Source organism: Bradyrhizobium sp. 2TAF24 (genome assembly GCF_052115025.1).
Classification (GTDB): domain Bacteria; phylum Pseudomonadota; class Alphaproteobacteria; order Rhizobiales; family Xanthobacteraceae; genus Bradyrhizobium_A.
This window is the reverse complement of record NZ_JBFRFW010000014.1, coordinates 39,901-63,654: the sequence shown is the minus strand read 5'-3', so window position 1 is coordinate 63,654 and position 23,754 is coordinate 39,901. Positions and strand designations below refer to the sequence as shown.

20 protein-coding genes are annotated in these 23,754 nt (G+C 66.4%); 7 read left to right on the top strand and 13 right to left on the bottom strand.

Annotation, left to right across the window (positions count from 1 at the left end; translation table 11 throughout):
- Window positions 1–19 precede the first annotated feature (19 nt).
- The 6 genes from AB4Z37_RS21995 to AB4Z37_RS21970 all read right to left on the bottom strand — a co-directional run bounded on the left by AB4Z37_RS21995 (window position 20) and on the right by AB4Z37_RS21970 (window position 5,614).
- Window positions 20–172, bottom strand: a complete 153-nt coding sequence (locus AB4Z37_RS21995; RefSeq protein ID WP_441518875.1) for a hypothetical protein — start codon at window positions 170–172, stop codon at window positions 20–22.
- 268 nt (window positions 173–440) lie between these two features.
- Window positions 441–1,235, bottom strand: coding sequence for an ABC transporter ATP-binding protein (locus AB4Z37_RS21990; RefSeq protein ID WP_441518874.1), 795 nt, complete (start codon window positions 1,233–1,235; stop codon window positions 441–443).
- A gap of 10 nt (window positions 1,236–1,245) precedes the next feature.
- The gene (gene ntrB, locus AB4Z37_RS21985; protein WP_441518873.1) at window positions 1,246–2,139 is read right to left on the bottom strand and encodes a nitrate ABC transporter permease; all 894 of its coding nucleotides are present in this window, start codon (window positions 2,137–2,139) and stop codon (window positions 1,246–1,248) included.
- Between the two features lie 58 nt (window positions 2,140–2,197).
- Window positions 2,198–3,517, bottom strand: coding sequence for a CmpA/NrtA family ABC transporter substrate-binding protein (locus tag AB4Z37_RS21980; protein ID WP_441518872.1), 1,320 nt, complete (start codon window positions 3,515–3,517; stop codon window positions 2,198–2,200).
- A 334-nt stretch (window positions 3,518–3,851) separates the two neighbouring features.
- Window positions 3,852–5,027, bottom strand: a complete 1,176-nt coding sequence (locus tag AB4Z37_RS21975; protein WP_441518871.1) for a CmpA/NrtA family ABC transporter substrate-binding protein — start codon at window positions 5,025–5,027, stop codon at window positions 3,852–3,854.
- The gene (locus AB4Z37_RS21970; RefSeq protein WP_441518870.1) at window positions 5,024–5,614 is read right to left on the bottom strand and encodes an ANTAR domain-containing response regulator; all 591 of its coding nucleotides are present in this window, start codon (window positions 5,612–5,614) and stop codon (window positions 5,024–5,026) included. The genes AB4Z37_RS21975 and AB4Z37_RS21970 overlap by 4 nt, the downstream gene beginning before the upstream one ends.
- Before the next feature lie 191 nt (window positions 5,615–5,805).
- Between AB4Z37_RS21970 and rimO the strand changes: the two genes are divergently transcribed.
- The gene (rimO, locus tag AB4Z37_RS21965; protein WP_441518869.1) at window positions 5,806–7,131 is read left to right on the top strand and encodes a 30S ribosomal protein S12 methylthiotransferase RimO; all 1,326 of its coding nucleotides are present in this window, start codon (window positions 5,806–5,808) and stop codon (window positions 7,129–7,131) included.
- 243 nt (window positions 7,132–7,374) lie between these two features.
- The gene (locus AB4Z37_RS21960) at window positions 7,375–8,571 is read left to right on the top strand and encodes an acetylornithine transaminase (RefSeq protein WP_441518868.1); all 1,197 of its coding nucleotides are present in this window, start codon (window positions 7,375–7,377) and stop codon (window positions 8,569–8,571) included.
- 46 nt (window positions 8,572–8,617) lie between these two features.
- Here AB4Z37_RS21960 and AB4Z37_RS21955 read toward each other — a convergent pair whose 3' ends face one another.
- From AB4Z37_RS21955 to pcsA, 3 genes are read right to left on the bottom strand one after another with little or no spacing between them, the layout of a single operon-like run.
- Window positions 8,618–9,592, bottom strand: a complete 975-nt coding sequence (locus tag AB4Z37_RS21955; RefSeq protein WP_441518867.1) for a quinone oxidoreductase family protein — start codon at window positions 9,590–9,592, stop codon at window positions 8,618–8,620.
- Window positions 9,593–9,650: 58 nt separating this feature from the next.
- Window positions 9,651–10,388 carry a TerC family protein gene (locus tag AB4Z37_RS21950; protein ID WP_441518866.1) on the bottom strand — a complete coding sequence of 246 codons (738 nt, stop codon included), beginning with the start codon at window positions 10,386–10,388 and terminating at the stop codon, window positions 9,651–9,653.
- 4 nt (window positions 10,389–10,392) lie between these two features.
- Complete coding sequence (gene pcsA / locus AB4Z37_RS21945; RefSeq protein WP_441518865.1) at window positions 10,393–11,121, bottom strand: phosphatidylcholine synthase; 729 nt, start codon at window positions 11,119–11,121, stop codon at window positions 10,393–10,395.
- Window positions 11,122–11,257: 136 nt separating this feature from the next.
- Between pcsA and AB4Z37_RS21940 the strand changes: the two genes are divergently transcribed.
- Complete coding sequence (locus AB4Z37_RS21940; RefSeq protein WP_441518864.1) at window positions 11,258–12,460, top strand: UbiH/UbiF family hydroxylase; 1,203 nt, start codon at window positions 11,258–11,260, stop codon at window positions 12,458–12,460.
- A gap of 11 nt (window positions 12,461–12,471) precedes the next feature.
- On the opposite strand, the gene AB4Z37_RS21935 is transcribed toward AB4Z37_RS21940, so the two are convergent.
- Window positions 12,472–13,425: an AEC family transporter gene (locus AB4Z37_RS21935; RefSeq protein ID WP_441518863.1), complete on the bottom strand. Its 954-nt coding sequence runs from the start codon at window positions 13,423–13,425 to the stop codon at window positions 12,472–12,474.
- A gap of 125 nt (window positions 13,426–13,550) precedes the next feature.
- Between AB4Z37_RS21935 and hspQ the strand changes: the two genes are divergently transcribed.
- Window positions 13,551–13,883 carry a heat shock protein HspQ gene (hspQ, locus tag AB4Z37_RS21930; RefSeq protein WP_441518862.1) on the top strand — a complete coding sequence of 111 codons (333 nt, stop codon included), beginning with the start codon at window positions 13,551–13,553 and terminating at the stop codon, window positions 13,881–13,883.
- Window positions 13,884–14,006: 123 nt separating this feature from the next.
- On the opposite strand, the gene AB4Z37_RS21925 is transcribed toward hspQ, so the two are convergent.
- Window positions 14,007–14,816: an invasion associated locus B family protein gene (locus AB4Z37_RS21925; protein WP_441518861.1), complete on the bottom strand. Its 810-nt coding sequence runs from the start codon at window positions 14,814–14,816 to the stop codon at window positions 14,007–14,009.
- A 231-nt stretch (window positions 14,817–15,047) separates the two neighbouring features.
- Between AB4Z37_RS21925 and AB4Z37_RS21920 the strand changes: the two genes are divergently transcribed.
- The 3 genes from AB4Z37_RS21920 to AB4Z37_RS21910 all read left to right on the top strand — a co-directional run bounded on the left by AB4Z37_RS21920 (window position 15,048) and on the right by AB4Z37_RS21910 (window position 19,898).
- Window positions 15,048–16,964 carry an extracellular solute-binding protein gene (locus AB4Z37_RS21920; protein ID WP_441518860.1) on the top strand — a complete coding sequence of 639 codons (1,917 nt, stop codon included), beginning with the start codon at window positions 15,048–15,050 and terminating at the stop codon, window positions 16,962–16,964.
- 43 nt (window positions 16,965–17,007) lie between these two features.
- The gene (locus AB4Z37_RS21915; protein ID WP_441518859.1) at window positions 17,008–18,546 is read left to right on the top strand and encodes an AMP-binding protein; all 1,539 of its coding nucleotides are present in this window, start codon (window positions 17,008–17,010) and stop codon (window positions 18,544–18,546) included.
- A 116-nt stretch (window positions 18,547–18,662) separates the two neighbouring features.
- The gene (locus tag AB4Z37_RS21910; RefSeq protein WP_441518858.1) at window positions 18,663–19,898 is read left to right on the top strand and encodes a GGDEF domain-containing protein; all 1,236 of its coding nucleotides are present in this window, start codon (window positions 18,663–18,665) and stop codon (window positions 19,896–19,898) included.
- Window positions 19,899–19,916: 18 nt separating this feature from the next.
- Here the strand turns inward: AB4Z37_RS21910 and mfd are convergent, their stop codons facing one another.
- Both mfd and AB4Z37_RS21900 read right to left on the bottom strand, forming a co-directional pair.
- A complete protein-coding gene (mfd, locus tag AB4Z37_RS21905; RefSeq protein WP_441518857.1) occupies window positions 19,917–23,438 on the bottom strand; it encodes a transcription-repair coupling factor in 3,522 nt (1,173 codons plus the stop codon).
- Window positions 23,435–23,725, bottom strand: a complete 291-nt coding sequence (locus tag AB4Z37_RS21900) for an FAD assembly factor SdhE (protein ID WP_441518856.1) — start codon at window positions 23,723–23,725, stop codon at window positions 23,435–23,437. The genes mfd and AB4Z37_RS21900 overlap by 4 nt, the downstream gene beginning before the upstream one ends.
- Window positions 23,726–23,754 lie beyond the last annotated feature (29 nt).

Sequence of the window (23,754 nt, the reverse complement as noted above, 5' to 3'; positions counted from 1 at the left end):
CGCGCGCGAAGAACAGCCCCTAGAAGGGATGATAGGACAGCGTGCCGAACACGATGAACGCGATCACCGTCAACGCGCCATAGAATGCCATGGTATGCACGCGATCGCCGGCCTTCGGCGACACCGAACGGGCGTAGGAATGCAGACGGGCCTCGGACAACAATGCGCGCATGGAACCTGATCTCCGGCGGATGATCATGTGCCATATTCAGTGCTTCGCCCGCGACGGCGCAAGGCGGCGCCGGAAAAAACGAAAATCTTGCCCTCTAGACCAGTGATCTAGACGAAGATTCTGCCCGACGGCCACCTCACGTCCGCTCCATTTCATCACTCCGGTTCCAGAACCCGCACTTTTCAGCAAATTGTTGCAACCCCTCCCCGTCCGGCTCACGGCGACGGCCCCAACAATCGACGCGCGCCGAACTGAGCGGGGATGTCGATCACGCCGCCTCCACGAAGCGATGCCGCTCGTAGAGGAACTCAAGCACCCGCTGACGGCATTTCAGGTAGATCGGGTTGGAGGCGAGTTCGAGCCGCTTGCGCGGATGCGGCAGCGGCACGTCCAGCACCTCGCCGATGCGGGCGCTGGGACCGTTGGTCATCATCACGATCCGGTCGGACAGCAACACGGCCTCGTCGACGTCATGGGTGATCATCATCACCGTGTTGTTGAGCTTCTGGTGCAGCGCCATCACCGAATCCTGCAGATGCGCACGCGTCAGCGCGTCGAGTGCGCCGAACGGCTCGTCCAGCAGCAGAACCTTCGGCTCCATGGCGAGCGCGCGGGCAATACCGACACGCTGCTTCATGCCGCCGGAGATTTCACCGGGCCGCTTGTCCTTCGCGTGGGCCATCTGCACGAGGTTGAGATTGTGCATGGTCCAGGCGTCGCGTTCGCTGCGGCTCTTGCTCCGCCTGAACACCTTGTCGACGCCGAGACGGACGTTGTCGTAGACCGTGAGCCAGGGCAGCAGGCTGTGGTTCTGGAACACGACCGCACGATCGGGCCCCGGCGCGTTGACTTCGCGGTTCTCCAGCAGCACCCCGCCGTGGGTTGCCGGCGTCAGCCCCGCAACAATGTTGAGCAACGTCGACTTGCCGCAGCCGGAGTGACCGATGATGGAGACATACTCCCCCTCGTTGATGGTCAGGTTGATATCCCTGAGCACCTCGGTCGTGGTCTGGCCACGGCTGAAGATCTTGTCGATGTGATCGAGCTTGAGATAGGCGTGCATGACAAAGCCCTCAGTTGGTGGCGGTGCCGTGGGTCACGGCAGTTCCGATCAGCGCGATGATGCGGTCAAGCACGAAGCCGATGATGCCGACATAGAACAGCGCGAGGATGATCTCGCTGATGTGCGATGAATTCCACGCATCCCAGATGAAGAAGCCGATGCCAACCCCGCCGATCAGCATCTCGGCCGCTACGATCGCGAGCCACGACAGACCGATGCCGATCCGCAGCCCGGTGAAGATGTAGGGCGCCGCCGACGGGATCATGATCTTGGTGAAGAACTCGATCGGGTTGAGCTGCACCACCGCAGCGACATTGCGGTAGTCCTGCGGGATGTTGCGAATGCCGACCGCGGTATTGATGATGATCGGCCAGATCGAGGTGATGAAGATCACGAAGATCGCCGACGGCTGGCCGTCACGGAACGCGGCCAGCGACAGCGGCAACCAGGCCAGCGGCGGGATGGTGCGCAGCACCTGGAAGATCGGATCGAGGCCGCGCATCGCCCATACCGACTGGCCGACCAGGGCGCCGAGCGCGACACCGACGACCGCCGCGAGCGAATAACCGAGCGCGACACGCTGCAGGCTGGCGGAGAGATGCCAGAACAGCCCCTTGTCGATGCCGCCATTGTCGAAGAACGGATGGAGGATCAGTTCGCTGGTGTCGCGCAGCACCCGTGACGGCGGCGGCAGTGTGGCACCGGCCTTGCGGCAGAGCAGCTCCCACACCACCAGGAACAGCGCGATCACGATCAGCGGCGGGATCACCCGCACCGATACGGCACGGGCGAGCTTCGCGGCGCGCTCGCGCAGCGGCGGCCGTTTCGGCGACAGGGTCAAAATCGGCGCCGCCGTTGCCGGAATCTCCGCGGCGGGCTCGGTCTTGAGCGCAGGCATGGTCATTCCAGAATCTCCAGGTGCAAAGAGAAACCGGGCCGCCGTGCGGGCGGCCCGCACGGGATCAGACGTCGACGCGCTTGATGGCGAGCGACTTCAGGTAGGCGGACGGATCGGCCGGATCGAACACCTTGCCGTCGAACAGCGTCTCCTTGCCGCGCGAGGTCGATGCCGGAATGTCGCCAGCGGCGACGCCGAGATCCTTGGCCGCCTCGCGCCACAGGTCCTCGCGGTTGACCTTGGCGATCAGCGCCCTGGTGTCGTAGGTCGCCTCGTACTTGCCCCAGCGGATATCCTCGGTGAGGAACCAGAGATCATGGCTCTGGTAGGGATAGGAGGCGTTGTCGGCCCAGAACCGCATGACATGCGGGCTGTCCTCGACAACACGCCCGGTACCGTAGTCGAACCTGCCCTTGACGCGATCGGTGACATCCTCGACCGGGCAGTTGATCCACTGGCGCTTGGCGCAGATCGCCGCCACTTCGCCGCGGTTCTCCGGCTTCTCGCACCACTGCTGCGCCTCCATCACCGCCATCAGCAGTGCCTTCGCGGCCTTCGGATATTTGTCGACGAACGAGGCCCGCAACGCGAAGGACTTTTCGGGATGCTTGTTCCAGAGCTCGCCGGTGGTCAGCGCGGTGTAGCCGATGTCCTGATGAACGAGCTGCAAATTCCAAGGCTCGCACACACAGAAGCAATCCATGGTGCCGACCTTCATGTTCGCCACCATCTGCGGCGGCGGCACCACGATGGTCTCGATGTCCTTGTCGGGATCGATGCCACCGGCGGCGAGCCAGTAGCGGATCCACAGGTCGTGGGTGCCGCCGGGGAATGTCATCGCCGCCTTGACCGACTTGCCGGAGGCTTTCTTCTTCTCCAAGGCGGCCTTGAAGGGGGCGGCATCGACGCCAACCTTGAGGTCGGCGTACTCCTTGGCGACCGAGATGCACTGACCGTTGAGGTTGAGACGGGCGAGGATGTACATGGGCGTCGGCACGTTGTTCTGCGTCACCTTGCCCGACGAGATCAGATACGGCATCGGCGTCAGGATGTGGGCGCCATCGATGCCGTTGCCCTCCGATCCCAGCACGAGGTTGTCGCGCGTGGTGCCCCACGACGCCTGCTTCAACACCTCGACGTCAGGCATGCCGTATTTGGCGAAGATGCCCTTCTCCTTGGCGACGAACAGCGGCGACGCGTCGGTCAGCGCGATGAAGCCGAGCTTGGCGCCCTTCACCTCGGGGCCGGCGCCTTGTGCGAAGGCGCCGCCGGGAAAGTTCAGCCGCAGCGAGGCCAGCAGCGCCGCCGAGCCTGCTCCGGCTTTCAGCAGCCTGCGCCGGCTGATCCGGCCGCCGGTCGATCCCTGTTTGATTGATGTCGTCATCGTGTCCGTCATCCCTTGTCCGGTGTGGCATTCCCGGCCGGTCGATCCGCCCAAACGACAAATGCCGCCCCCTGGCTGAAATCGCGGCGCGCGACCTCTTCCAGACAGCGGCATTGCTGCATGGTCCTTCCACGGACCGTCGGCCTTCGTCTCAGCCAGACAACGGATATTCAAACTCCGTGCCAGCCGGACGGAGTTCCTAAGCCATTGAAAAATTTCGATTTAACGAAACAAAGTCACGCCTGCCGAGCAAGCGGCCGGCGTTCGGGGTTGCAGAACGACGACTTTTTGTGCAGCGCGCAACAAATGGGCAGGCGCCGGAGTGGCACCTGCTTCAGGAGTACGGATGACGGCGGATTGCAAACGAGGCGAGATGCCCGGCGATATCGGCCGGGTCAAACGCCGGACCGGCAAAGGCGCCGATACCGTCAACCACCGGCAATGGCGGGGATCCCTCAAAGCCGGTCGCCGCATCGTAGAGATCGGGCCTAAACACCGCCTCGGCGGTGCGCAGCGCCTCCGCTGACATCGCGGTTTGCCCCCAGCGCACCATCTGGGCATAGAGCCAGGCGGCCTGCACCGGATCGGGCCGCGCCGCGGCCTCCCGTCCGACCAGCAGATAGCGGCTGCTCTGCCGTATCACGCCATCGGGCGACACCTTCAGGCGCCCATCGAGGGTGCGCTGGATCACCTCGGCCGCGACGCCGATCCGCTCGGGCTCGGCGAGGATCGCTGCCACCTCGGCGCGGTTTTCCTCCGCCTCGATGAAGGCGGCCGCCCGCTCGCAGGCGCGCACCAGCGCCGCCAGCGTCTGCGGGTTGTCGTCGGCCCAGCGCTGGCGCACCGCCAGCACCTTTTCCGCCCCCCGCACCAGGATGTCCGAGACGAAATGCAGGATGTGGCCGATCCCCATGTCCACCGCCACGGAATTCCACGGGGCCCCGACGCAGAAAGCGTCGACGTGGCCGCTTGCCAGGCTCTCGACCATGTAGGGCGGCGGCAGCACCACCAGGCGGACGTCCTCATCCGGATCGACACCGCCGGCGGCCATCCAGAACCGCAATTGGTAGTTGTGGGTCGAGAACGGGAAGGTCATGCCGAACGTCAGCGGATCCCGCCCCTGCTCCCGCCGCGCCGCGACGACGCGGGCGAGCGCCTGCGCTGTCGCCATCGGGTCCACGGGATCGCCCTCAAGACGATCCATGATCGCGGCATGCAACGCCGGTGACACGGTGATCGCATTGCCATTCACGCCGAGGGTGAACGGCGCTGCGATCGGCACCTTGACGTGGCCGATGCCGAGGCTGGAGGCGATGGCCACCGGCGCCAGCAGATGCGCCGCATCGAACAGGCCGATGTTGAGCTTGTCGCGCACGTTGGACCAGGACACCTCCCGAACCAGCGTGACATCGAGCCCCTGCCCGGCGGCAAATCCCTTGTCGACGGCGACGATCAGCGCGGCAGCGTCGACCAACGGAATGAATCCTACGCGCAGCGGCTTGCCGGTCATTTCAACATCTCCGCGGCGGTGATGATCGACTGCGCGATGTCGGCGATCTTCTTCTTCTCGCGCATCGCGGTGGAGCGCATCAGGACGTAGGCTTCGTCCTCGGTCAGGCCCTTGATCTTCATCAGAAGCCCTTTGGCGCGGTCGATCACCTTGCGCTCCTCGAGCGCCGACTTGGTGCGTTCGAGCTCGGCCTGCAGGCGGGCGAAGGCATTGAACCGCGAGACGCAGAGATCCAGCACCGGCTTGATCCGCTCCTTCTTCAGCCCGTCAACGATGTACGCCGACACCCCGGCGTCGACCGAGGCCTCGATCGAGGCGGAATCGCTCTGGTCGACGAACATCGCAATGGGACGGCGCACGGCACGGCTGACCTGGAACATCTGCTCCAGCACGTCACGGCTCGGGTTCTCGAGGTCGATCAGGATGACGTCCGGATCGAGCGCATAGATCCGTGCCAGCAGGTTGTGCATCTCGCTGATATGCTCGACCGCGGTAAAACCGGCCTCGCGCAGCCCCTCCAGCAGGATGGCGGCCCGGATCGGGCTCTCGTCCACGATGACGATCTTGAGGGAGGTTTCCGCCGGCATCCAACGCTCACTTCACCGCCAAAACCAGATCACGGTCCAAACCGGGCCATCCCGGTGATCTGCCTCGCAAAACAGGCGCAACGCTGGGCCTGGGCTGGTTCCGGCCGCGCCGGCACGCGATCGGGCCCGCCGGCCTTGAAATTGGCGGGGATCAAGGCTAGCTCCTGTCGCTTCTAACTGGATGGAGAAGCATGGACAAGGGCGTCGCGCCGAAAGTCAGTTTCGTGTCCCTCGGCTGCCCCAAGGCGCTGGTGGACTCCGAGCGCATCATCACGCGGCTGCGCGCCGAGGGCTACGAGCTCGCGCGCAAGCATGACGGCGCCGACCTTGTCATCGTCAACACCTGCGGCTTCCTCGACAGCGCCAAGCAGGAGTCGCTCGGCGCCATCGGCGAGGCCATGGCCGAGAACGGCAAGGTCATTGTCACCGGCTGCATGGGCGCCGAGCCCGAGCAGATCGAGCAGGCCTATCCGGGCGTGCTGTCGATCACCGGGCCACAGCAGTACGAGAGCGTGCTGGACGCCGTGCATCGGGCGATCCCGCCGCTGCACAACCCGCATCTCGACCTCGTGCCGCCGCAGGGCATCAAGCTGACGCCGCGGCACTACGCCTATCTGAAGATTTCCGAAGGCTGCAACAACCGCTGCACCTTCTGCATCATACCCAAGCTGCGCGGCGACCTCGTCTCGCGCACCGCCGACGACGTGCTGCGCGAGGCCGAGCGGCTGGTCAACGCCGGCGTCAAGGAGCTGCTGGTGGTGTCGCAGGATACCTCGGCCTACGGCGTCGACCTGAAATACGCCGCCGCGCCGTGGAAGGACCGCGAGGTCCGCGCGCGCTTCTACGACCTCGCCCGCGAACTCGGCGAGCTCGGCGCCTGGGTACGGCTGCAATATGTCTACCCCTACCCGCATGTCGACGAGGTCATCGGCCTGATGACCGAGGGCAAGGTGCTGCCCTATCTCGACATCCCCTTCCAGCACGCGAGCCCAGACGTGCTGAAGCAGATGCGGCGGCCGGCGGCCCAGGACAAGACGCTGGGGCGCATCAAGGCGTGGCGCGAGCAGTGCCCCGACCTGACGCTGCGCTCGACCTTCATCGTCGGCTTCCCCGGCGAGACCGATGCCGACTTCGCCTACCTGCTGGACTGGCTGGACGAGGCGGAGATCGACCGCGTCGGCTGCTTCAAGTACGAGCCTGTGGCGGGCGCGACCTCGAACGCGCTCGACAATCCCGTCCCCGACGAGATCAAGGCCAAGCGATGGAACGCGCTGATGGCGCGTCAGCAGAAGATCTCGGCGCGGCGCCTCAAGCGCAAGGTCGGCACCCGCCAGCAGATCATCATCGACGAGGTCGGCCCGAGCGTCGTCAGAGGCCGCTCCAAGGCCGACGCGCCGGAAATCGATGGCAGCGTCTATCTGTCGAGCCGCCGCCCGCTCAAGGTCGGCGACATCGTCACTGCCAGGATCGAGCGCGCCGACGCCTATGACCTGCACGGCACCGTCGCCGGCTTTTAAGGCGTCTTGACAAAGGGGGCCGTTCGGCTGTACGAGCGCGCCCCATGATTTCAACCCGGACCATCCGCCGCGCAGACCGCCGTCGTCGCTCGTTCGACGATGATGGGTCGCGCCGAGTCCGACGACAGAGCTGAAGCACCAGGTCAGCACCGTTTTCGAGAAGGCCGCGCCCGCAAAGCGCGGCCTTCTTGCATTTCAGCCCCCGTTTCCACTGCCCACGTTCCCCAACCACAGGAGCCTGCCATGACCGCTGCGATCCATCCGTTCGACACGCTGATGGACATCACTGCCCGCCCGCCCGTGGTGTTCGTGCGCGGCGAAGGCGGCTGGCTGTGGGACGACAGCGGACGCCGCTACCTCGACTTCGTGCAGGGCTGGGCCGTGAACAGCCTGGGTCATTCGCCGCCTGCCCTCGCCGACGCCCTCGCGGCCCAGGCGAGGAAACTGCTGACGCCGAGCCCGGCGTTCTACAACGCCCCGAGCCTGAGGCTCGCGCAGCTGCTGGTGGAGAGCAGCGGCTTCGACCAGGTGTTCTTCGCCAACTCCGGCGCGGAGGCTAATGAGGGCGCGATCAAGCTCGCGCGCAAGTACGGCACGCTGCACCGTGGCGGCGCCCATGAGATCATCACCTTCGCGGGCGCCTTCCACGGCCGCACCCTCGCCACCATGTCGGCCTGCGGCAAGAAGGCATTCGAGCCGCTGTTCGAACCGAAGGTGCCGGGCTTTCCCAAGGCGACGCTCAACGATCTTGCATCGGTCGAACGGCTGATCACCGACAACACTGTCGCCGTGATGCTGGAGCCGATCCAGGGCGAAGCCGGCGTATGGCCCGCGACCGACGCCTTCCTCCACGAACTGCGGGAGCTGACCATGGCGCGCGGCCTGCTGCTGATCTTCGACGAGATCCAGACCGGCGTCGGCCGCACCGGACACCTGTTTCACCATCAGGGCGTCGGCGTCACGCCGGACATCATGACGCTCGGCAAGGGTATCGGCGGGGGCGTGCCGCTCGCCGCCCTGCTCGCCACCCGCGAAGCGTCGTGCTTCGCCCATGGCGACCAGGGTGGGACGTTCAACGGCAATCCGCTGATGTGCGCGGCGGGGGCCGCGATCGTCGAGCAGGTGCGGCAACCGGCCTTCCTCAAGACGGTCCGCGACAACGGCCAGTACCTCGCAAGCGAGCTGCAGCGGATTTCCGCCCGGCACGGGCTCGGCGACGTCCGCGGCCAGGGCCTGCTGCTGGCGCTCGACCTCAAGCGGCCAATCGGCGCCGCGATCGTCGCCCAGGCGCTTGACGAGGGCCTCCTGCTCAACGCGCCGCAACCGGACGCGCTGCGATTCATGCCGGCCCTCAACGTCAGTCGCGACGAGATCACGCAGGTGATCGCGGCGCTGGATTCAATCCTGCGCCGGAGCGGCGCTGCGCGCTGTGTGAGCTGACTGAGGAGTGCATGGCGGCGGCCTCGTGGCCGCCGCCAGTCCGCGCCTACGGGCGCAGCACCGATGCGCCGACGGTTGCCCGGCTCTCGAGATCGCGATGCGCCTTCTGCGCATCCTTCAGCGCATAGGCGTGATGGATCGGCACGTGCAGCTTGCCGTTGAGCACTGCGGCGAACATGGTGTCTGCGGCTTCGAGCAGTTCACGGCGGGTGCCGACATAGTCGTTGAGCTTGGGCCGCGTCGCGAACAGCGAGCCGTGGTTATTGAGCTCCAGCAGAGAGAACGGCGGCACCGGGCCCGACGCATTTCCGAAGCTGACGAACATGCCGCGCGGCTTGAGGCACGACAGCGAGCCCGGGAACGTCGCCTTGCCGACACCGTCATAGACGACGTCACAGAGTTCGCCGCGGCTGATCTGCTTCACCCGTGCGACAAAATCCTCCTCATTGTAGAGGATGACATGATCGCAGCCATTGGCGAGCGCGAGCTCGGCCTTTTCCTGCGAGCCGACGGTGCCGATCACGTTGGCGCCGAGCGCCTTGGCCCACTGGCTGGCCAACAGCCCGATGCCGCCGGCAGCGGCGTGGATCAGCACGCGGTGCCCCGGCTCGATCCGAAAGGTCTTGTGCAGCAGATAGTACACCGTCATCCCCTTCAGCATCAGCACTGCGGCCTGCTCGTGGGTGATGGCGTCCGGCAGCTTGACCAGCCTGTCGGCGACGATGTTCCGCTCCGTCGTATAGCTGCCCAGATTGGTGTAATAGGCGACGCGGTCGCCCGGATGGAAATTGGTCACCCCGGAGCCGACCGCCACGACCTCACCCGAGGCCTCGTTGCCGGCGATGAACGGCAGCGCCGGCGCCTTGTACAAGCCGGTGCGGTAGTAGGTGTCGATGAAATTCAACCCGATGGCGTGCTGCCGGATTCTCACCTCGCCGTTGCCGGGCGGCGGCACATCGACGTCCTCATAGGTCAGCACCTCTGGTCCGCCGACCTGATGGACACGCACAGCCTTGGTCATCGTCAACTCCCATTCCTCCGCGCGACATTAGGCGGCGGAACAGGATGGAGCAACCCGGTCAGCGGGTATCCTTGTCTGGCCGCGGCCGCTCCCGGTTGCGGCGCGCCATGATGTTGAAGGCCTCCACCGCGAGCGCAAAGGTGATCGCGAAGTAGATGTAGCCGCGCGGAATGTGAAACTGGAATCCGTCCGCCACCAGCGCCATGCCGATCAGCACCAGGAACGCCAGCGCCAGCATCTTGGTGGTCGGATGCCGTGCGACGAATCCGGCAATCGGCCCCGAGGAGACATACATCACCACGCAGGCGATGATCACCGCCGCGATCATGATGGTGAGGTCCTGCGCCATGCCGATCGCGGTGATGATCGAATCCAGCGAGAACACCATGTCGATGACAATGATCTGGACGATCACCCAGAAGAAGGCATTGGCCGGCGTCGCGCCGCCCTCGCCATCGCGGGCTTCGACCTCGCCGTGAATTTCGTGGGTGGCCTTGGCGATCAGGAAGGCGCCGCCGCCGATCAGGATGATGTCGCGCCAGGAAAACGCCTGGCCGAACGCAGTGAAAACCGGTGCAGTCAGACCGATCAGCCAGACCAGGATCGACAGCAGTGCGATGCGAAACACCAGCGCCAGGGCGAGGCCGAGCTGCCGTGCGCGCTTGGCCTGGTGCTCCGGAATGCGCGATACCAGCACCGAGATGAAGATCACGTTGTCGATGCCGAGAATGATCTCGAGCGCGGTGAGCGTCACCAGCGCGGCCCATGCTTCAGGGCTGGCCAGAAGTTGCATCATGCATTCACCTGTTCACCACGATCCGGATGATAATGTCGCTGCACAGAACGTAGAAAGCGATCACACAGAGGCCGACGCGCACCATGACCGGCACCTGAAAATCCTGCACGACCGTCATCAGCGCAAGGATGCCCCACAGCGCGACCAATACCAGATTGAGCGACCGCAGCCGCGTGACGCGCACCGGATGCATGACGTTGAACGGCACAAAGGTCAAAACCAGCAGCGCAAGGACCAGCAGGCTGGCGCTGATCGGCCCCGGCCTCAGCAGGAAGAGATAGAAGGCGGCGACATTCCACAGCGTGGGGAAGCCGCGGAAATGATTGTCGTCGGTCTTCATCCGACGGTCAGCGAAGTAAAGCGCCCCCGTGACGGCGATGGCGGCGCCGAGCAGCGGCGCAGCCATCGGCAGCAGCAGCCCGCTCGCCATGATGGCATAGGCCGGCACGAACACGTAGGTGACGAAATCGACCACCAGGTCGAGCGTCTCCCCCGACCAGTCGGGCAGCTGACGCACCACGTCGAGCCGGCGCGCCAGCGGCCCATCCGCGGCATCAACCACCAATGCAGCCCCCAGCCAGCCGAACATCGCCGCCCAGTGCTCGCGCACCGCCTCGAGCAGCGCCAGCAGCGCAAGCCCGGCGCCGAGCGCAGTGAGGACATGCACCCCGAACGCCCGCCGGCGGGTCGCGGGGGTACCGATCGGCGCCTGGTATGGGTCCGGCTGGGTCATGGGTCGTCATGAATTATCAGGAATTGCGCTGATTTGCACAGGCCGCATTGCGGCGATGCGTCGCGCGATCGTCATACGGCCGCGGTCTGCGAAAGCCGATTGCAGGACCTTTCGGTGGCGCTTATATCCAGCGTCCATGAACGACGCGCCAAGTCCGCACCATCCGTTCGACGTCGCCGTGATCGGCGGCGGTCCCGCCGGCCTCGTGGCTGCGATCGCGCTGGCCCTGGCCGGCGCCGCCACGGCCTTGCTCGCCCGGCGTATTCCCTATACCGACAACCGGACCACGGCACTGCTCGGGCAGTCGATCGACCTCCTGGATACGCTCGAGGTCTGGCCGCGTTGCAGGGACAGCGCTGCGCCGTTGCGGGTGATGCGGCTGATCGACGACACCGGCCGCCTGATCCGCGCCCCCGAAGTGCGTTTCACCAGCGACGAGATCGGCCGCGACGCGTTCGGCTACAATATCGAAAATCGCATTCTGGTCGCGGCGCTGGAGGCGCGCGCCGCGGAGCTTTCGAACCTCACCCGGTTCGACGACGAGGCCCACACCGTCACGCCGCAGGATGACGCGATTCACATCGGTACCCGCCAGGGCCGGACTCTGACGGCGCGCCTCGTGGTCGGCGCCGAAGGCCGCCATTCGATCAGCCGTGAAGCTGCGGGCATCGACGTCAGCCGGCGCGCTCTGGCGCAGACTGCCCTCACCTTCAACGTCGCCCACACCCGTCCGCATCACGACGCCTCGACCGAGTTCCACACCGTGAACGGGCCGTGCGTGTTCGTGCCGCTGCCGGGCGCACGCTCCAGCGTGGTCTGGGTGACTTCGCCGGCGGAGGCCGAGCGGCTCAAGCAGCTCGGCGACAATGACCTGGCGTTCGCCGCAGAGCAGCGCGCCCATTCGATCCTCGGACGGATGCGCATCGAAGGCGGCCGCAACACCTTTCCGCTGGCCTTCGAGCGGCCGAGGCGTTTTGCCATGCAGCGCGTCGTACTGGTCGGCGAAGCCGCCCATGTGCTGCCGCCGATCGGCGCGCAAGGGCTCAATATGGGCCTGCGCGACGCCGCCGACATTGCCGCGATCGTCGGCGAGGCGCTTGCCCGGCACGACGATCCCGGCGCGCCGGCCGTGCTGTCCCGCTTCGAGCGCGCGCGCTGGGCCGACGTCAACAGCCGCACCTTCATGATCGACCTCGCCAACCGTTCGCTGCTGAGCGACCTGTTGCCGTTGCACATGCTGCGCGCGGCCGGCATGCACCTGCTCGGCCATGTCGGGCCGTTGCGCCGCCTCGCCATGCGCGAGGGCCTTGCGCCGTCCTGGCGTTCGGATTCGCGCTAAACGCCCCTCGCTCAGGGTAGCGCGATCTGCCCGGTCTTCAGCGCCCACATCACACTGGTCAGCGTCACCACCGAGACGAAAGTGCCGAGCAGCACCGCGGCAGAGGCCGGCTCGATCCAGGCGTCGTACTGCCGCGCGATGACGAAGACGTTGAGCGCCGGCGGCAGCGACGCCATCAGGATCGCGGTCGCCGACCATTCCGGCACGAACGGCCCGGCCGCGCACAACAGGCCGAACACGATCAGCGGGTGCCCGACCAGCTTGATCAGGATGATTCCCGGCACCTCCCAGGGCACCCGGCTGAACGGCCGCAGCGCAACGGTGACGCCAAGCGCGAACAGCGCGACCGGCGCCGCGGCGCCCTGCAGGAACTGCAGCATGTTGTCGATCGCCGCCGGCGGGTGCCAATGCAGCGCCGCGGCGATGGTGCCGCAATAGGCGGCGACGATCAGCGGATGGAAGACGATCTGCTTGATGACCGACACGACGGTCGGCCACAGCCGCTGCTGCCTGCCGCCGGAGATCGCGATCAGCAGCGGCGCGAGCGAGAACAACAGGATGTTGTCGAAGCAGAAAATCAGCGCGACAGGCGCCGCCGCCTTCGGTCCCAGGGTCGCCAGCGCAAGGCCAGGCCCCATGTAGCCGATGTTGCCATAGCCGCCGGCAAGGCCCGCGAGCGTCGCCTCGCGCAGCGACAGCCGCCCCAGCAGCCGGCCGATCAATACCGACAGGGTGAAGGCGAGCGCGGTCGCCGCGGTGGTCGCCACCACGAACGGCAGGTTGTTGAGCTCCTCGAACGGCGTTTTGGCCAGGATCCGGAAAAACAGGGCCGGCAGGGAAACGTAGAGCAGGAAGAAGTTCATCCAGGCGAGCCCCGCCTCGGGGAGCCGCCGGAACTTGCCGCAGGCGAAGCCGATGAAGATCAGGCCGAAGTACGGCAAGGCCAAATTCAGAATATCAATCATGAGGATAGCCGGCGCTTGGGCGCTTCTTGCGGGGACATCAGGGATGATTTCGGGGGCGGTTCAGCGGCCTCAGCAGACCGGTTTTGCCACTAGCATCGGCCACAATCCTGGTCTATCGACGAGACATGATCAAAGCGCGTACCGCCAAGTTCCAGATCGGCCAGATCGTCCGCCACCGGATCTTTTCGTTCCGGGGGGTGATCTTCGACATCGATCCGGAATTCAACAACACGGAAGAATGGTGGTTGTCCATCCCGGAGGGTGTGCGCCCCCACAAGGATCAGCCATTCTACCATCTGCTGGCCGAGAATTCCGAAACCGAATACGTCGCCTATGTCTCAGAGCAGAACCTCGTTGCCGACGAATCCGGTGAGCCGGTCCGGCACTCGCAGGTCTCTGAAATCTTCGTGAAGGACAAGTCGGGCGGCTATCGTCCGCGCAATCCGTCGCTGAACTGAGCACGCCATCCGGCGTCGTGCCGGGTGGACACCGCAACTCCGCTGCGCCATCGGTCAAATTACAGCTGAAACAAAAAGGGCGCGCATCGCTGCGCGCCCTTTTGCTGGTCTGTCAGCCGAGGATCACTTCGGCGCGGCCGGCGCAGCGCCGTTGGCGGCAGGCGCGGCCTGCTCGAGCTTCTGGCGTGCCTCATTGGCGCGCTTCTGCAGTTCTTCCTGCAGCTTCTTCTGGTTCTCCTCGAACACCTTCGGGTCGGTCGGCGGACCGTCGTAGGCCTTGGCGAAGCTGGCGCCGCCGGTTTCCTGCAGCGGCAGCTGCAGCGTCAGCGGCACGCCGTTCGCGTTGATCGCCTGCACCGTCAGGACCTGGCCCTTTTTCAAGTTGGCGATCATTTCGGGAGACGCTTCGTAGTCGGACATGCAGCCGTTGGCGAAGCAGATCACGTAGGGGCTCTGCGCCGGGGCATTGCCGTCGACGATCACCCGGGTGCCGTGAACGAGCTGCATCCCGAGCGGCAGCGTCACGCGCAGGATCTTCTTCGGCTCGCCTTCCGGCTCGATGAGCACGGCGGCAACCACGGGCTGGCCGGACTCGATGCGGCCGTCCTTGCCGGTGAAGCAGATCTGCTTGGCGTTGGCGTCCTGGCCCTTGAGGCAGAACTTGGTCCACGGCGCGTAGATCAGCTGGGGCACCTGCTGTTCCGCCTGCTGCTGGGCCTGCGGAGCGGCCGCGGGCGCCTGGGCGGCGGGAGCCGCCGGCGCAGCCTTCGGGGCGGCCTTGGGTGCAGCAGCCTTCGGCGCCGCCTTGGGCGCGGCAGGCGCCGGAGCCGGCTGCTGGGCGTATGCGGTCGAAATGGTCAATGTCGCGACGGCAACTGCCGCCAAAACCCGCCCGCGCGGCTTCACCGGCACGGCCAAGAGACGAAAATTCATTGCGGAAGACCCTTTCTGAACCGTGGTATCGAAACCGCAGATGCCAGCACCACCCCCCACGATCGGTGGCTGTCTCTGCGGCAAATAAGGCAGTAGCGTGACCGGTCGGGCGGCCCGCCTTCAATCGCCCGCCTTCATACATCCGCCGACGAAAAGATCAATGCCGACGGTCACTTTTGACGAGATCATGAGGTCTTATCCGACACCTGCATGGGGGAGAATGACGTGCGGATGACCGAATCGATTGCAGGTTTCGGACGGGCACTGCTGCGGACCGGGAGGATCCTGCTCCAGGGCTGCCGAACGGCGATCCTGCTGGCATGTCTTGGCTTGTCTGGTCTTGGCTTGGCTGGTCTTGGCTTGTTGTCCGGTCTTGGCCTGTTCGGCCTCGCCGCCGCGGCAGCACCGGCGCCAGCCACCTCCGGCCTCGCCATGCACGGCACCCCGGCCCTGCCGCCGGATGTCGACCATATGCCCTATGCCAACCCGACCGCGCCGAGGGGCGGCCGGCTGACTTTCGGCGTTCTCGGCACCTTCGACAGCCTCAACCCCTTGATCGTCAAGGGCCTCGCGGTTCAGCAGATCCGCGGCTACGTGATCGAGAGCCTTCTGACCCGCGGGCAGAACGAGCCTTTCACCTTGTACGGCCTGCTGGCTGACCGCGTCGAGACCGACGACGCCCGCAGTTTCGTCACCTTCCATCTCAATCCGAAAGCACGCTTCAGCGACGGCCGGCCGGTGCTCGCCGAGGACGTGCTGTTCTCCTTCGCGCTGCTGCGCGACCACGGCCGCCCCAACCACCGGCTCTACTATGCCAAGGTCGTACACGCGGATGCGCTCGACCTGCGCACGGTGCGGTTCGACTTCGGCGACGCCGGCGACCGCGAGCTGCCGCTCATTCTCGGGCTGATGCCGGTGCTGCCCAAACACGCCGTCGACGCGGGGCGCTTCGAGGACACGACGCTCGCTCCGCCGCTCGGCTCCGGTCCCTACCGTGTCACAGAGGTCAACCCGGGCGTCCGCGTCACCTTGAAGCGCGCTCAGGATTATTGGGGCAACGACCTCGCCGTGAACCGCGGGCTGTGGAATTTCGACGAGGTGCGGCTCGACTATTATCGCGAAGCCAACGGCGCGTTCGAGGCCTTCAAGCGCGGGCTCTACGACTTCCGCATCGAGACCGATCCGCTGCGCTGGCACGAGGGCTACGACTTTCCCGCCGCCCGCCGCGGCGAAGTGGTCCGCACCGAGCTTCGCACCGGACTGCCCCAGCCCTCCGAATTCCTCGTGTTCAACACCCGCCGGCCCATGTTCGGCGATCGCCGGGTGCGCCAGGCGCTGACGCTGCTGTTCGATTTCGAATGGATCAACCGCAACTATTTCTTCGGCCTTTATGCACGCGCCGGCGGCTTTTTCGCTGGCTCCGAACTGTCTGCCTACGGCCGGTCCGCCGACGACCGTGAACGCGCATTGCTGGCACCCTATCGCCAGGCGGTGCTGCCCGAGATCCTGGACGGCAGTTGGCGGCTGCCGATGAGTGACGCCTCGGGCCGGGACCGCGACACCCTGCGCGCCGCGCTGAAGCTGCTCGATGACGCCGGTTACGAGCTCGACGGCACCACGCTGCGCAACAAGGCGAACAAAGCGCCGTTCGGCTTTGAATTCCTGGTCACCACGCGCGAACAGGAGCGCATCGCGCTGGCGCTTGCCCGCGACGTCAGGCGGGCAGGCATCGCGATCACGGTGCGCGTCGTCGACGCGGTCCAGTACGACCAGCGCAAGCTCGCCTACGACTTCGACATGATCCAGAACCGCTGGGACCAGTCGCTGTCGCCCGGCAACGAACAGAGCTTCTACTGGGGCAGCGCCGCGGCGGACAACCCGGGCACCCGCAACTACATGGGCGCCAGGGAGCCGGCAATCGACGCTATGATCGGCGCCCTGCTCGAGGCACGCGCCCGCCCCGACTTCGTTGCCGCCGTCCGCGCCCTCGACCGGGTGCTGATGTCCGGCTTCTACGCGATCCCGCTCTACAATGCCGACAGGCAATGGATCGCCCGATGGAATCGGATACAACAACCGCAGACGAATGCGCTGAGCGGGTATCTGCCCGAGACGTGGTGGCAGCAGCCAACCGCGACGGGACAGTGACCTGCGCGACGCCAACCGGACCCGAATTCTGGAAGTCATTCAGGTGTCTGACCGGACCGCCCCCAGGACCAGCCAACCCGCGGCGAATACTGCCTCGCCGTCTCTGGACGACATTTTTCGCCGCCTGGTCGCCCGCCAGCCCGGCCTTCCCGCCCTGATCGATCCGCCCGACAAGCGGCGAATCACGGGCACAGCCCCCTCGGCCTTGACCTTTGCGGAGGCTGACCTCGCGGTGTCCTCGCTCGCCGCACAGTTCGTCAACTCCGGCCTGCCCGCCGGCTCGGTGATCGCTCTGCAACTGCCGAACACGGTCGAGTTCATGCTGACCGTGCTCGCGGCGCTGCGCGCGGGCCTCGTCATTGCGCTGGTGCCGCAGCTGTGGCGCCAGGCCGAACTTTCCGCCGCGCTGAATCGCACCGGCGCCCGTGCCGTCGTCACCATGGGCACGATCGATGGCGTCAATCACGCTGATCTGGCGATGAACGCCGCGGTGGAAGCGTTCTCGATCCGCCATGTGTTCGGCTTCGGCATCAACCTGCCGGAGGGCATGACCCCGCTCGACGGCCAGCCGGACACATCGCCGCGCTTCCCGACCCAGGACGTCCGGCGCGTGGCCGCCATTTCCTTCGATGTCACGCCGGACGGCTCGCGGGCGATTCCGCGCACCCAGCTCCACCTGATCGCGGGCGGGCTCGCCCTGTTTCTCGAGAGCGGCATCGCCCAGGGCGCGACCATACTCTCGACGATGCAGCCATCGTCCTTCGCCGGGCTGACCGCCTCGCTGGTGACCTGGCTCCTGAGCGGCGGTACGCTGGCGCTGAACCATCCGTTCGACAGCGCCGTGCTGGAGCAGCAGCTGGTCGACGAAAAATGCGGCGCGCTGGTCGCACCGGGGCCGTTGGTTGGCCGTCTGCAGGAGGCTGGCATGCTGGAGCGCCTGCCGGCCCTGCGGCATGTCGTCGGGCTCTGGCGCGCGCCGGAGCAGGTCGCTTCCAGCCCCGAGTGGACGCAGACGTCGGCGACGCTGACCGACGTCTACCTGTTCGGCGAGATCGGCCTGTTTGGCGCCCGCCGTGGCGACAACGGTGCGCCGACGCCGATCCAGCCCGGCCCATATGGCGCGTCACGGAACGAGCCGGCCACCCCCATGGCCGGCGAGATCATCCTCACGCCGCACGGCACGCTCGCTCTGCGCGGCCCGATGGTACCTGCTTCCGCCTACCGGCCTCTGACGGATGGCCCGCGCACAGCGCTGTCGCCGGCACCGCCGATCGCCGTCGACTATGTCGACACCGGATATGCGGCGCGGCGAGATCGGGCGAGCGGCGCTCTCTGCATCACGGCGCCCCCCGCCGGGCTGATGTCGGTCGGCGGCTACCGTTTCCTCGCCAACGACCTGCAGGAATGGGCGAAGAGGCTGGCGCAAGGCGCGATGCTGACGGCGCTTCCCGACCGGCTGAGCGGCCATCGCCTCGCCGGCCGCGCCAACGACAACGCGCGGGCCCGCGAAGCGCTGAGCGCGCTCGGCCTCAATCCGCTGATGGTCGAAGCCTTCCGCGACCGCACAGCCGCGGCGTCATGACGCGACAATCGTTCGACATTGGGTGTCTCCATTGACGCCGCATTAAGGGCGTTTGGCTAATGTTGTGGAGCGTCGCGTTCGCGGCGGCGCCTTCGCAGACAGCCGCCCGCCAGACGATGTCCCAGCAAGCTCCTGTCCTCTGCATCACCGACGGCGATACGGCCTCGTCGCAGGCGCTCGCGAATATCGAAACCTTCCCGCTGATCGATACGACCTGGGAGGATGCCGCCGAGGCGATCGTCCGTCTCGGACCCGCCGCTGTGCTGGCGCTGGACGGCCGCGACCACCGCCTCGCCGCGATCGCCGCACAAGTCGGTGCACTGTCTCCCTACGTTCCCCTGATCGCCATCGATCCGGCGACACTGACCGACGTGCCCAACGCCCTGCCGCTGTCGATCATCGATCAGCGGCCCGGCCGGCTTGATGCCCGCCTGAACGCGGCCCTGCGGATCCGCACCCTGCATGCCACCGTGCTGCGCCGGATCGGCGACGACCCTGCCTTGCAGCGGCAACTGCCGACCAGCGATCCTCTCGACGACGCCACCGTGCTGCTGATCGGCCGCGGCGCGTCCTATCCAGCCCTGTCCATCGCACTCGGCGAAAAGATGGGCGTCGTCGGCGCGCTCAGCATCGAGGCTGCGGCCAAGCATCTCAATGGCCGCGACCTCGACGGCGTGGTCATCGGCGATGGTTTCAGCCACCGCGTGATCGACGCCTTTCTCACGGTGCTGTCTGAAGATGCACGCTTTCGCGACCTGCCGGCTGTCCTGTCCGGGGCCGCGGCTGCCTTCGCTTCGCTGCCGGGGCTGCCCAACCTGGAAGTCGTCTCAGGCCGCCCCGAGGACGTCGCGGCCAACGCCGGGCCGCTGATCCGTCAGCACGCTTTCGATGCCCGGCTGACACGGGCGCTGAGATCCCTCGATGTCGGCGGTCTGCTCGATCCTCGCACCGGACTGCTGACCCCCGCGGCGTTCGCGACGGATTTCTCCCGCGCCGTCGAGGAGACGCAGGTACGCGGCGGTGGCCTGTCGGCGGCCCGGATCACGTTCGGCGGCGCGCCGGAGCGCATTCGCTTTGATGCCGCACGCATTCTCGGCCGGCTGATGCGGCGGATGGATTTCGCGACGATGCAGGACGACGGCGCGGTTGTGATCGCGTTCGCCGAGACCGACCTGCGCACCGCGCACATGATCGCACGGCGGCTCGCCAGCGTGCTCAAGCACACCATGCAGGGGGTGACCCAAGAATCCCGCATCGCTCCGGATGTGACGCTGGTCACGCTGCTGCCGAAGGACACCCCGGCGAGCCTGATCGAGCGCCTGCACGGCGAGAACCGCCGCGCCGCATCCTGAGCCGCGCGCGGCCGTCCGTCAGGCGGCCTTGCGTCCTTCCGCCAGCCTCGCAAGATCCCCGAGAATGGTGGTGGTGCCCTCCAGACGCTCCTCCGGCGTCCGCCATTCCTGGAAGAACACGACCTTCATGTCGGGCCGCACCTTGGCGGCGGCGCCATGGGTGCGGATGAAGGCCACCAGACGATCGGGGTGCGCGAACGCGTTGTCGCGGAACGTGATCACCACGCCCTTGGGACCTGCGTCCACCTTCTCGACATTGGCGCGGCGGCAGTAGGCCTTGATGGTGACCACCTTGAACAGGTAGCGCACCTCGTCGGGCAGCGGGCCGAAGCGGTCACGCAGCTCGGCGCCGAATTCGGCGATCTGGTCGTCGGTGTCGAGGTCCGCCAGCCGGCGATAGAGCGACAGCCGCACCGACAGGTCCTTCACATAATCGTCGGGGATCAGCACCGGCATGCCGAGTGTGATCTGCGGCGACCAGCGATCGGCCACCGGCTCGGTGATGCCGGCCTTGAGGCTGGTGATCGCCTCCTCCAGCATCGACTGGTAGAGCTCGAACCCGACCTCCTTGATGTGGCCCGACTGCTCTTCACCGAGCAGGTTGCCGGAGCCGCGGATGTCGAGGTCGTGCGAGGCGAGCTGGAAGCCGGCGCCGAGGTTTTCCAGCGACTGCAGCACCTTGAGGCGACGCTCGGCCTGCGGCGTGATCTTGTGCTGCGCCGGCAGCGTGAACAGCGCATAGGCGCGCAGCTTCGAGCGCCCCACCCGTCCACGCAGCTGGTAGAGCTGCGCGAGACCGAACATGTCGGCGCGGTGCACGATCAGGGTGTTGGCCGATGGAATATCGAGACCGGACTCCACGATCGTGGTCGACAGCAGGATATCGTATTTTCCGTCGTAGAAGGCCGACATGATGTCCTCGATCACGCTCGGCGGCATCTGACCGTGAGCGACCGCGACCTTCATCTCCGGCACATGCTTGTCGAGGAAATCCTTGGCTTCTGCGAGGTCGTCGATGCGCGGGCAGACGTAGAACGCCTGGCCGCCGCGATAGCGCTCACGCAGCAGCGCCTCGCGGATCATCAGCGGATCGAACGGCGCCACGAAGGTGCGCACCGCGAGGCGATCGACCGGCGGCGACGCGATGATCGAAAGATCCCGCACGCCGGTCAGGGCCAGCTGCAGGGTGCGCGGGATCGGCGTCGCGCTCAGCGTCAGCACATGCACCTCGGAGCGCAGCTGCTTGAGCTTCTCCTTGTGGCTGACGCCGAAATGCTGCTCCTCGTCGACGATCAGCAGGCCAAGATCCTTGAACTTGATCGCCTTGCCGAGCAGCGCATGGGTACCGACGACGATGTCCACCGTGCCGTCGGTGAGGCCCTTCTTGACGTTGGTCAGTTCCTTGCCGGCGACGAGCCGTGACACCTGGGCGACATTGACCGGAAAGCCGCGGAAACGCTCAGAAAAGTTCTTGGCGTGCTGGCGCGCCAGCAGCGTGGTCGGCACCACGACGGCGACCTGCCGGCCCTCGAGCGCGACCGCAAACGCCGCGCGCAGCGCCACCTCGGTCTTGCCAAAACCGACGTCACCGCACACCAGGCGGTCCATCGGCCTGCCGGTCTCGAGGTCGTGCAGGGTCGCGTTGATTGCGCCGAGCTGGTCCTCGGTCTCCTCATAGGGAAAGCGGGCGCAGAACTCGTCATAAGTGCCCTGCTGCACCGGGAACTTGGGCGCCTCGTGCAGGAAGCGCTCCGCTGCGACCTTGATCAGGTCGCCAGCGATCTCGCGGATCTTGTTCTTGAGCTTGGCCTTGCGCGCCTGCCAGCCGCTGCCGCCGAGACGATCGAGCTCGACATCGGTCTGCTCGGAGCCATAGCGCGACAGCAGCTCGATATTCTCGACCGGCAGGAACAGCTTGGTGTCGTTGGCATAGCGCAGCTCGAGGCAGTCATGCGGCGCCCCGGCGACATCCAGCGTCTGCAGGCCTATGAAGCGGCCGATGCCGTGTTCGACATGCACCACGAGATCGCCAGTCGACAGGCTGGTGACTTCGGAAATGAAATTTTCCAGCTTCTTGCTGGCCCGCCGCGGCCGCACCAGGCGGTCACCCAGAATGTCCTGCTCGGTGATGACGGCGATGCTGTCAGTCTCGAAGCCGGCGTCCAGGCCGACAACCGCGAGCGTGGCTTCGTTGCGCGGCGTCGCCTGCACGGTGCGCCAGGCGTTGATGCTGGTGATGTTGAGCAGCTTGTGGTCGCGCAGCATGTTGGCCATGCGCTCGCGCGAGCCCTCGGTCCACAGCGCCACCATCACCTTCTTGCGGGCTGCCTGCAGCCCCTGGATATGCGCGACGACGGCCTCGAACACGTTGACCGCGGTATCGGCGCGTTCGGGGGCGAAGTTGCGGCCCTGCCGCAGCCCGGCATCGACGACATCAGCCGCATCCGGTACCGCGAACGGCGTCAGCCGCGCCAACGCCGCATCGGCCAGCAGGCGCGCCCATTCGTCATCGGTCAGATAGAGCTGATCCGGCGGCAGCGGCTTGTAGAGTGCGCCACCTCCCGGATGGTCGAGCGCCTCGCGGCGCGCTTCGTAATAATCCCTGATCTGGGTGATGCGCTCGCGCGCCGCGTCCTCGCTCTGCGGCTCGATCGCGACGGGGGCGCCGCCGAGATAGGCGAACAGCGTGTCCATGCGCTCCTGGAACAGCGGCAGCCAGTGCTCCATGCCGGGATGGCGCCGCCCTTCGCTCACCGCTTCATAGAGCATGTCGTCGCGCTGCGGCGCGCCGAAGGCGGCGACATAGCCCATGCGGAAGCGGCGGATGGTCTCGGTGACGAGCTGGAATTCGGCGACCGGCACCAGGTCGAGCGCGCGCATGTCGAGCAGCGTGCGCTGCGATTCCGGGTCGAAGGTCCGGATCGATTCCAGCGTATCGCCGAAAAAGTCGAAACGGACCGGCTGATCGAGACCGGCCGGAAACAGATCCAGGATACCGCCCCGCACGGCGTACTCGCCGGACTCGCGCACGGTGGACGAACGGTTATAGCCGTTGTGTTCCAGCCAGGCGACGATCGAATCCATGCCAACCGCATGGCCCGGTGCGACCGACAGTGCCTGCGCCGCGATCACCTCGCGCGGCGGCACGCGCTGCAGGATGGCATTGACGGTGGTCAGCACGATCAGCGGCTTGTCGCCGCGCTTGAGGCGCGATAGCCGCGCCAGGGTGGTGACGCGCTGGGCAACGATGCCGCCATGAGGCGACACGCGGTCATAGGGCTGGCAGTCCCAGGCCGGAAACTGCAGCACCGCGATCTCGGGGGCGAAGAACTCGAGCGCCCGCGCCAACTGCGCCATGCGCGGCCCGTCGCGGCAGACCACAGCGAGGCTGACGGCCGGCGGATTGGGCCGGGCCGCGACCGCACGCGCCAGATCGGAGACGATCAGGCCTTCCGCACCCTCGGCCACATTGGCGAGCGTCAACGGACGGCCCGGCGCGAGCAGCTCGGCCGGCGAGCGCATGGCAGGCGACTTGCTCATGCCTCGTCGCCCGTCGCCTTGAAGGCCTTGATGCGCTGGAACACGCCGCGGGTGAACTCTGCGGGCAGTTCGCTGGCGCCGCTCAGCGCGGCATAGAGATCCGGATCCGGCAGCTCGCCGAGCCGCTCCAGCTCGTCGAGCTCCGTGTCGGTGAGGTCGGCGATATGGGCATCGGCGAACCGGCCCAGGATCAGATCCATCTCCCGCGTGCCGCGGTGCCAGCATCGAAAGAGCAGCCGCTTGCGGCGGTCATCGAGCCCAACGCTCGATCGTGTCGTTCCTGTCATGCCTCAAACCTGATCCAACGCCGAAAGCC

Coding starts and splice junctions, on each gene's coding strand:
- AB4Z37_RS21975 (WP_441518871.1), bottom strand. CDS start 5,027: ATGACCGGCAAGCCGCTGCGCGTAGGATTCATTCCGTTGGTCGACGCT.
- AB4Z37_RS21970 (WP_441518870.1), bottom strand. CDS start 5,614: ATGCCGGCGGAAACCTCCCTCAAGATCGTCATCGTGGACGAGAGCCCG.
- rimO (WP_441518869.1), top strand. CDS start 5,806: ATGGACAAGGGCGTCGCGCCGAAAGTCAGTTTCGTGTCCCTCGGCTGC.
- mfd (WP_441518857.1), bottom strand. CDS start 23,438: ATGAGCAAGTCGCCTGCCATGCGCTCGCCGGCCGAGCTGCTCGCGCCG.
- AB4Z37_RS21925 (WP_441518861.1), bottom strand. CDS start 14,816: ATGAATTTTCGTCTCTTGGCCGTGCCGGTGAAGCCGCGCGGGCGGGTT.
- AB4Z37_RS21935 (WP_441518863.1), bottom strand. CDS start 13,425: ATGATTGATATTCTGAATTTGGCCTTGCCGTACTTCGGCCTGATCTTC.
- AB4Z37_RS21960 (WP_441518868.1), top strand. CDS start 7,375: ATGACCGCTGCGATCCATCCGTTCGACACGCTGATGGACATCACTGCC.
- AB4Z37_RS21920 (WP_441518860.1), top strand. CDS start 15,048: ATGACCGAATCGATTGCAGGTTTCGGACGGGCACTGCTGCGGACCGGG.
- AB4Z37_RS21910 (WP_441518858.1), top strand. CDS start 18,663: ATGTCCCAGCAAGCTCCTGTCCTCTGCATCACCGACGGCGATACGGCC.
- AB4Z37_RS21940 (WP_441518864.1), top strand. CDS start 11,258: ATGAACGACGCGCCAAGTCCGCACCATCCGTTCGACGTCGCCGTGATC.
- AB4Z37_RS21955 (WP_441518867.1), bottom strand. CDS start 9,592: ATGACCAAGGCTGTGCGTGTCCATCAGGTCGGCGGACCAGAGGTGCTG.
- AB4Z37_RS21995 (WP_441518875.1), bottom strand. CDS start 172: ATGCGCGCATTGTTGTCCGAGGCCCGTCTGCATTCCTACGCCCGTTCG.
- pcsA (WP_441518865.1), bottom strand. CDS start 11,121: ATGACCCAGCCGGACCCATACCAGGCGCCGATCGGTACCCCCGCGACC.
- AB4Z37_RS21980 (WP_441518872.1), bottom strand. CDS start 3,517: ATGACGACATCAATCAAACAGGGATCGACCGGCGGCCGGATCAGCCGG.
- AB4Z37_RS21900 (WP_441518856.1), bottom strand. CDS start 23,725: ATGACAGGAACGACACGATCGAGCGTTGGGCTCGATGACCGCCGCAAG.
- hspQ (WP_441518862.1), top strand. CDS start 13,551: ATGATCAAAGCGCGTACCGCCAAGTTCCAGATCGGCCAGATCGTCCGC.
- AB4Z37_RS21950 (WP_441518866.1), bottom strand. CDS start 10,388: ATGATGCAACTTCTGGCCAGCCCTGAAGCATGGGCCGCGCTGGTGACG.
- ntrB (WP_441518873.1), bottom strand. CDS start 2,139: ATGACCATGCCTGCGCTCAAGACCGAGCCCGCCGCGGAGATTCCGGCA.
- AB4Z37_RS21990 (WP_441518874.1), bottom strand. CDS start 1,235: ATGCACGCCTATCTCAAGCTCGATCACATCGACAAGATCTTCAGCCGT.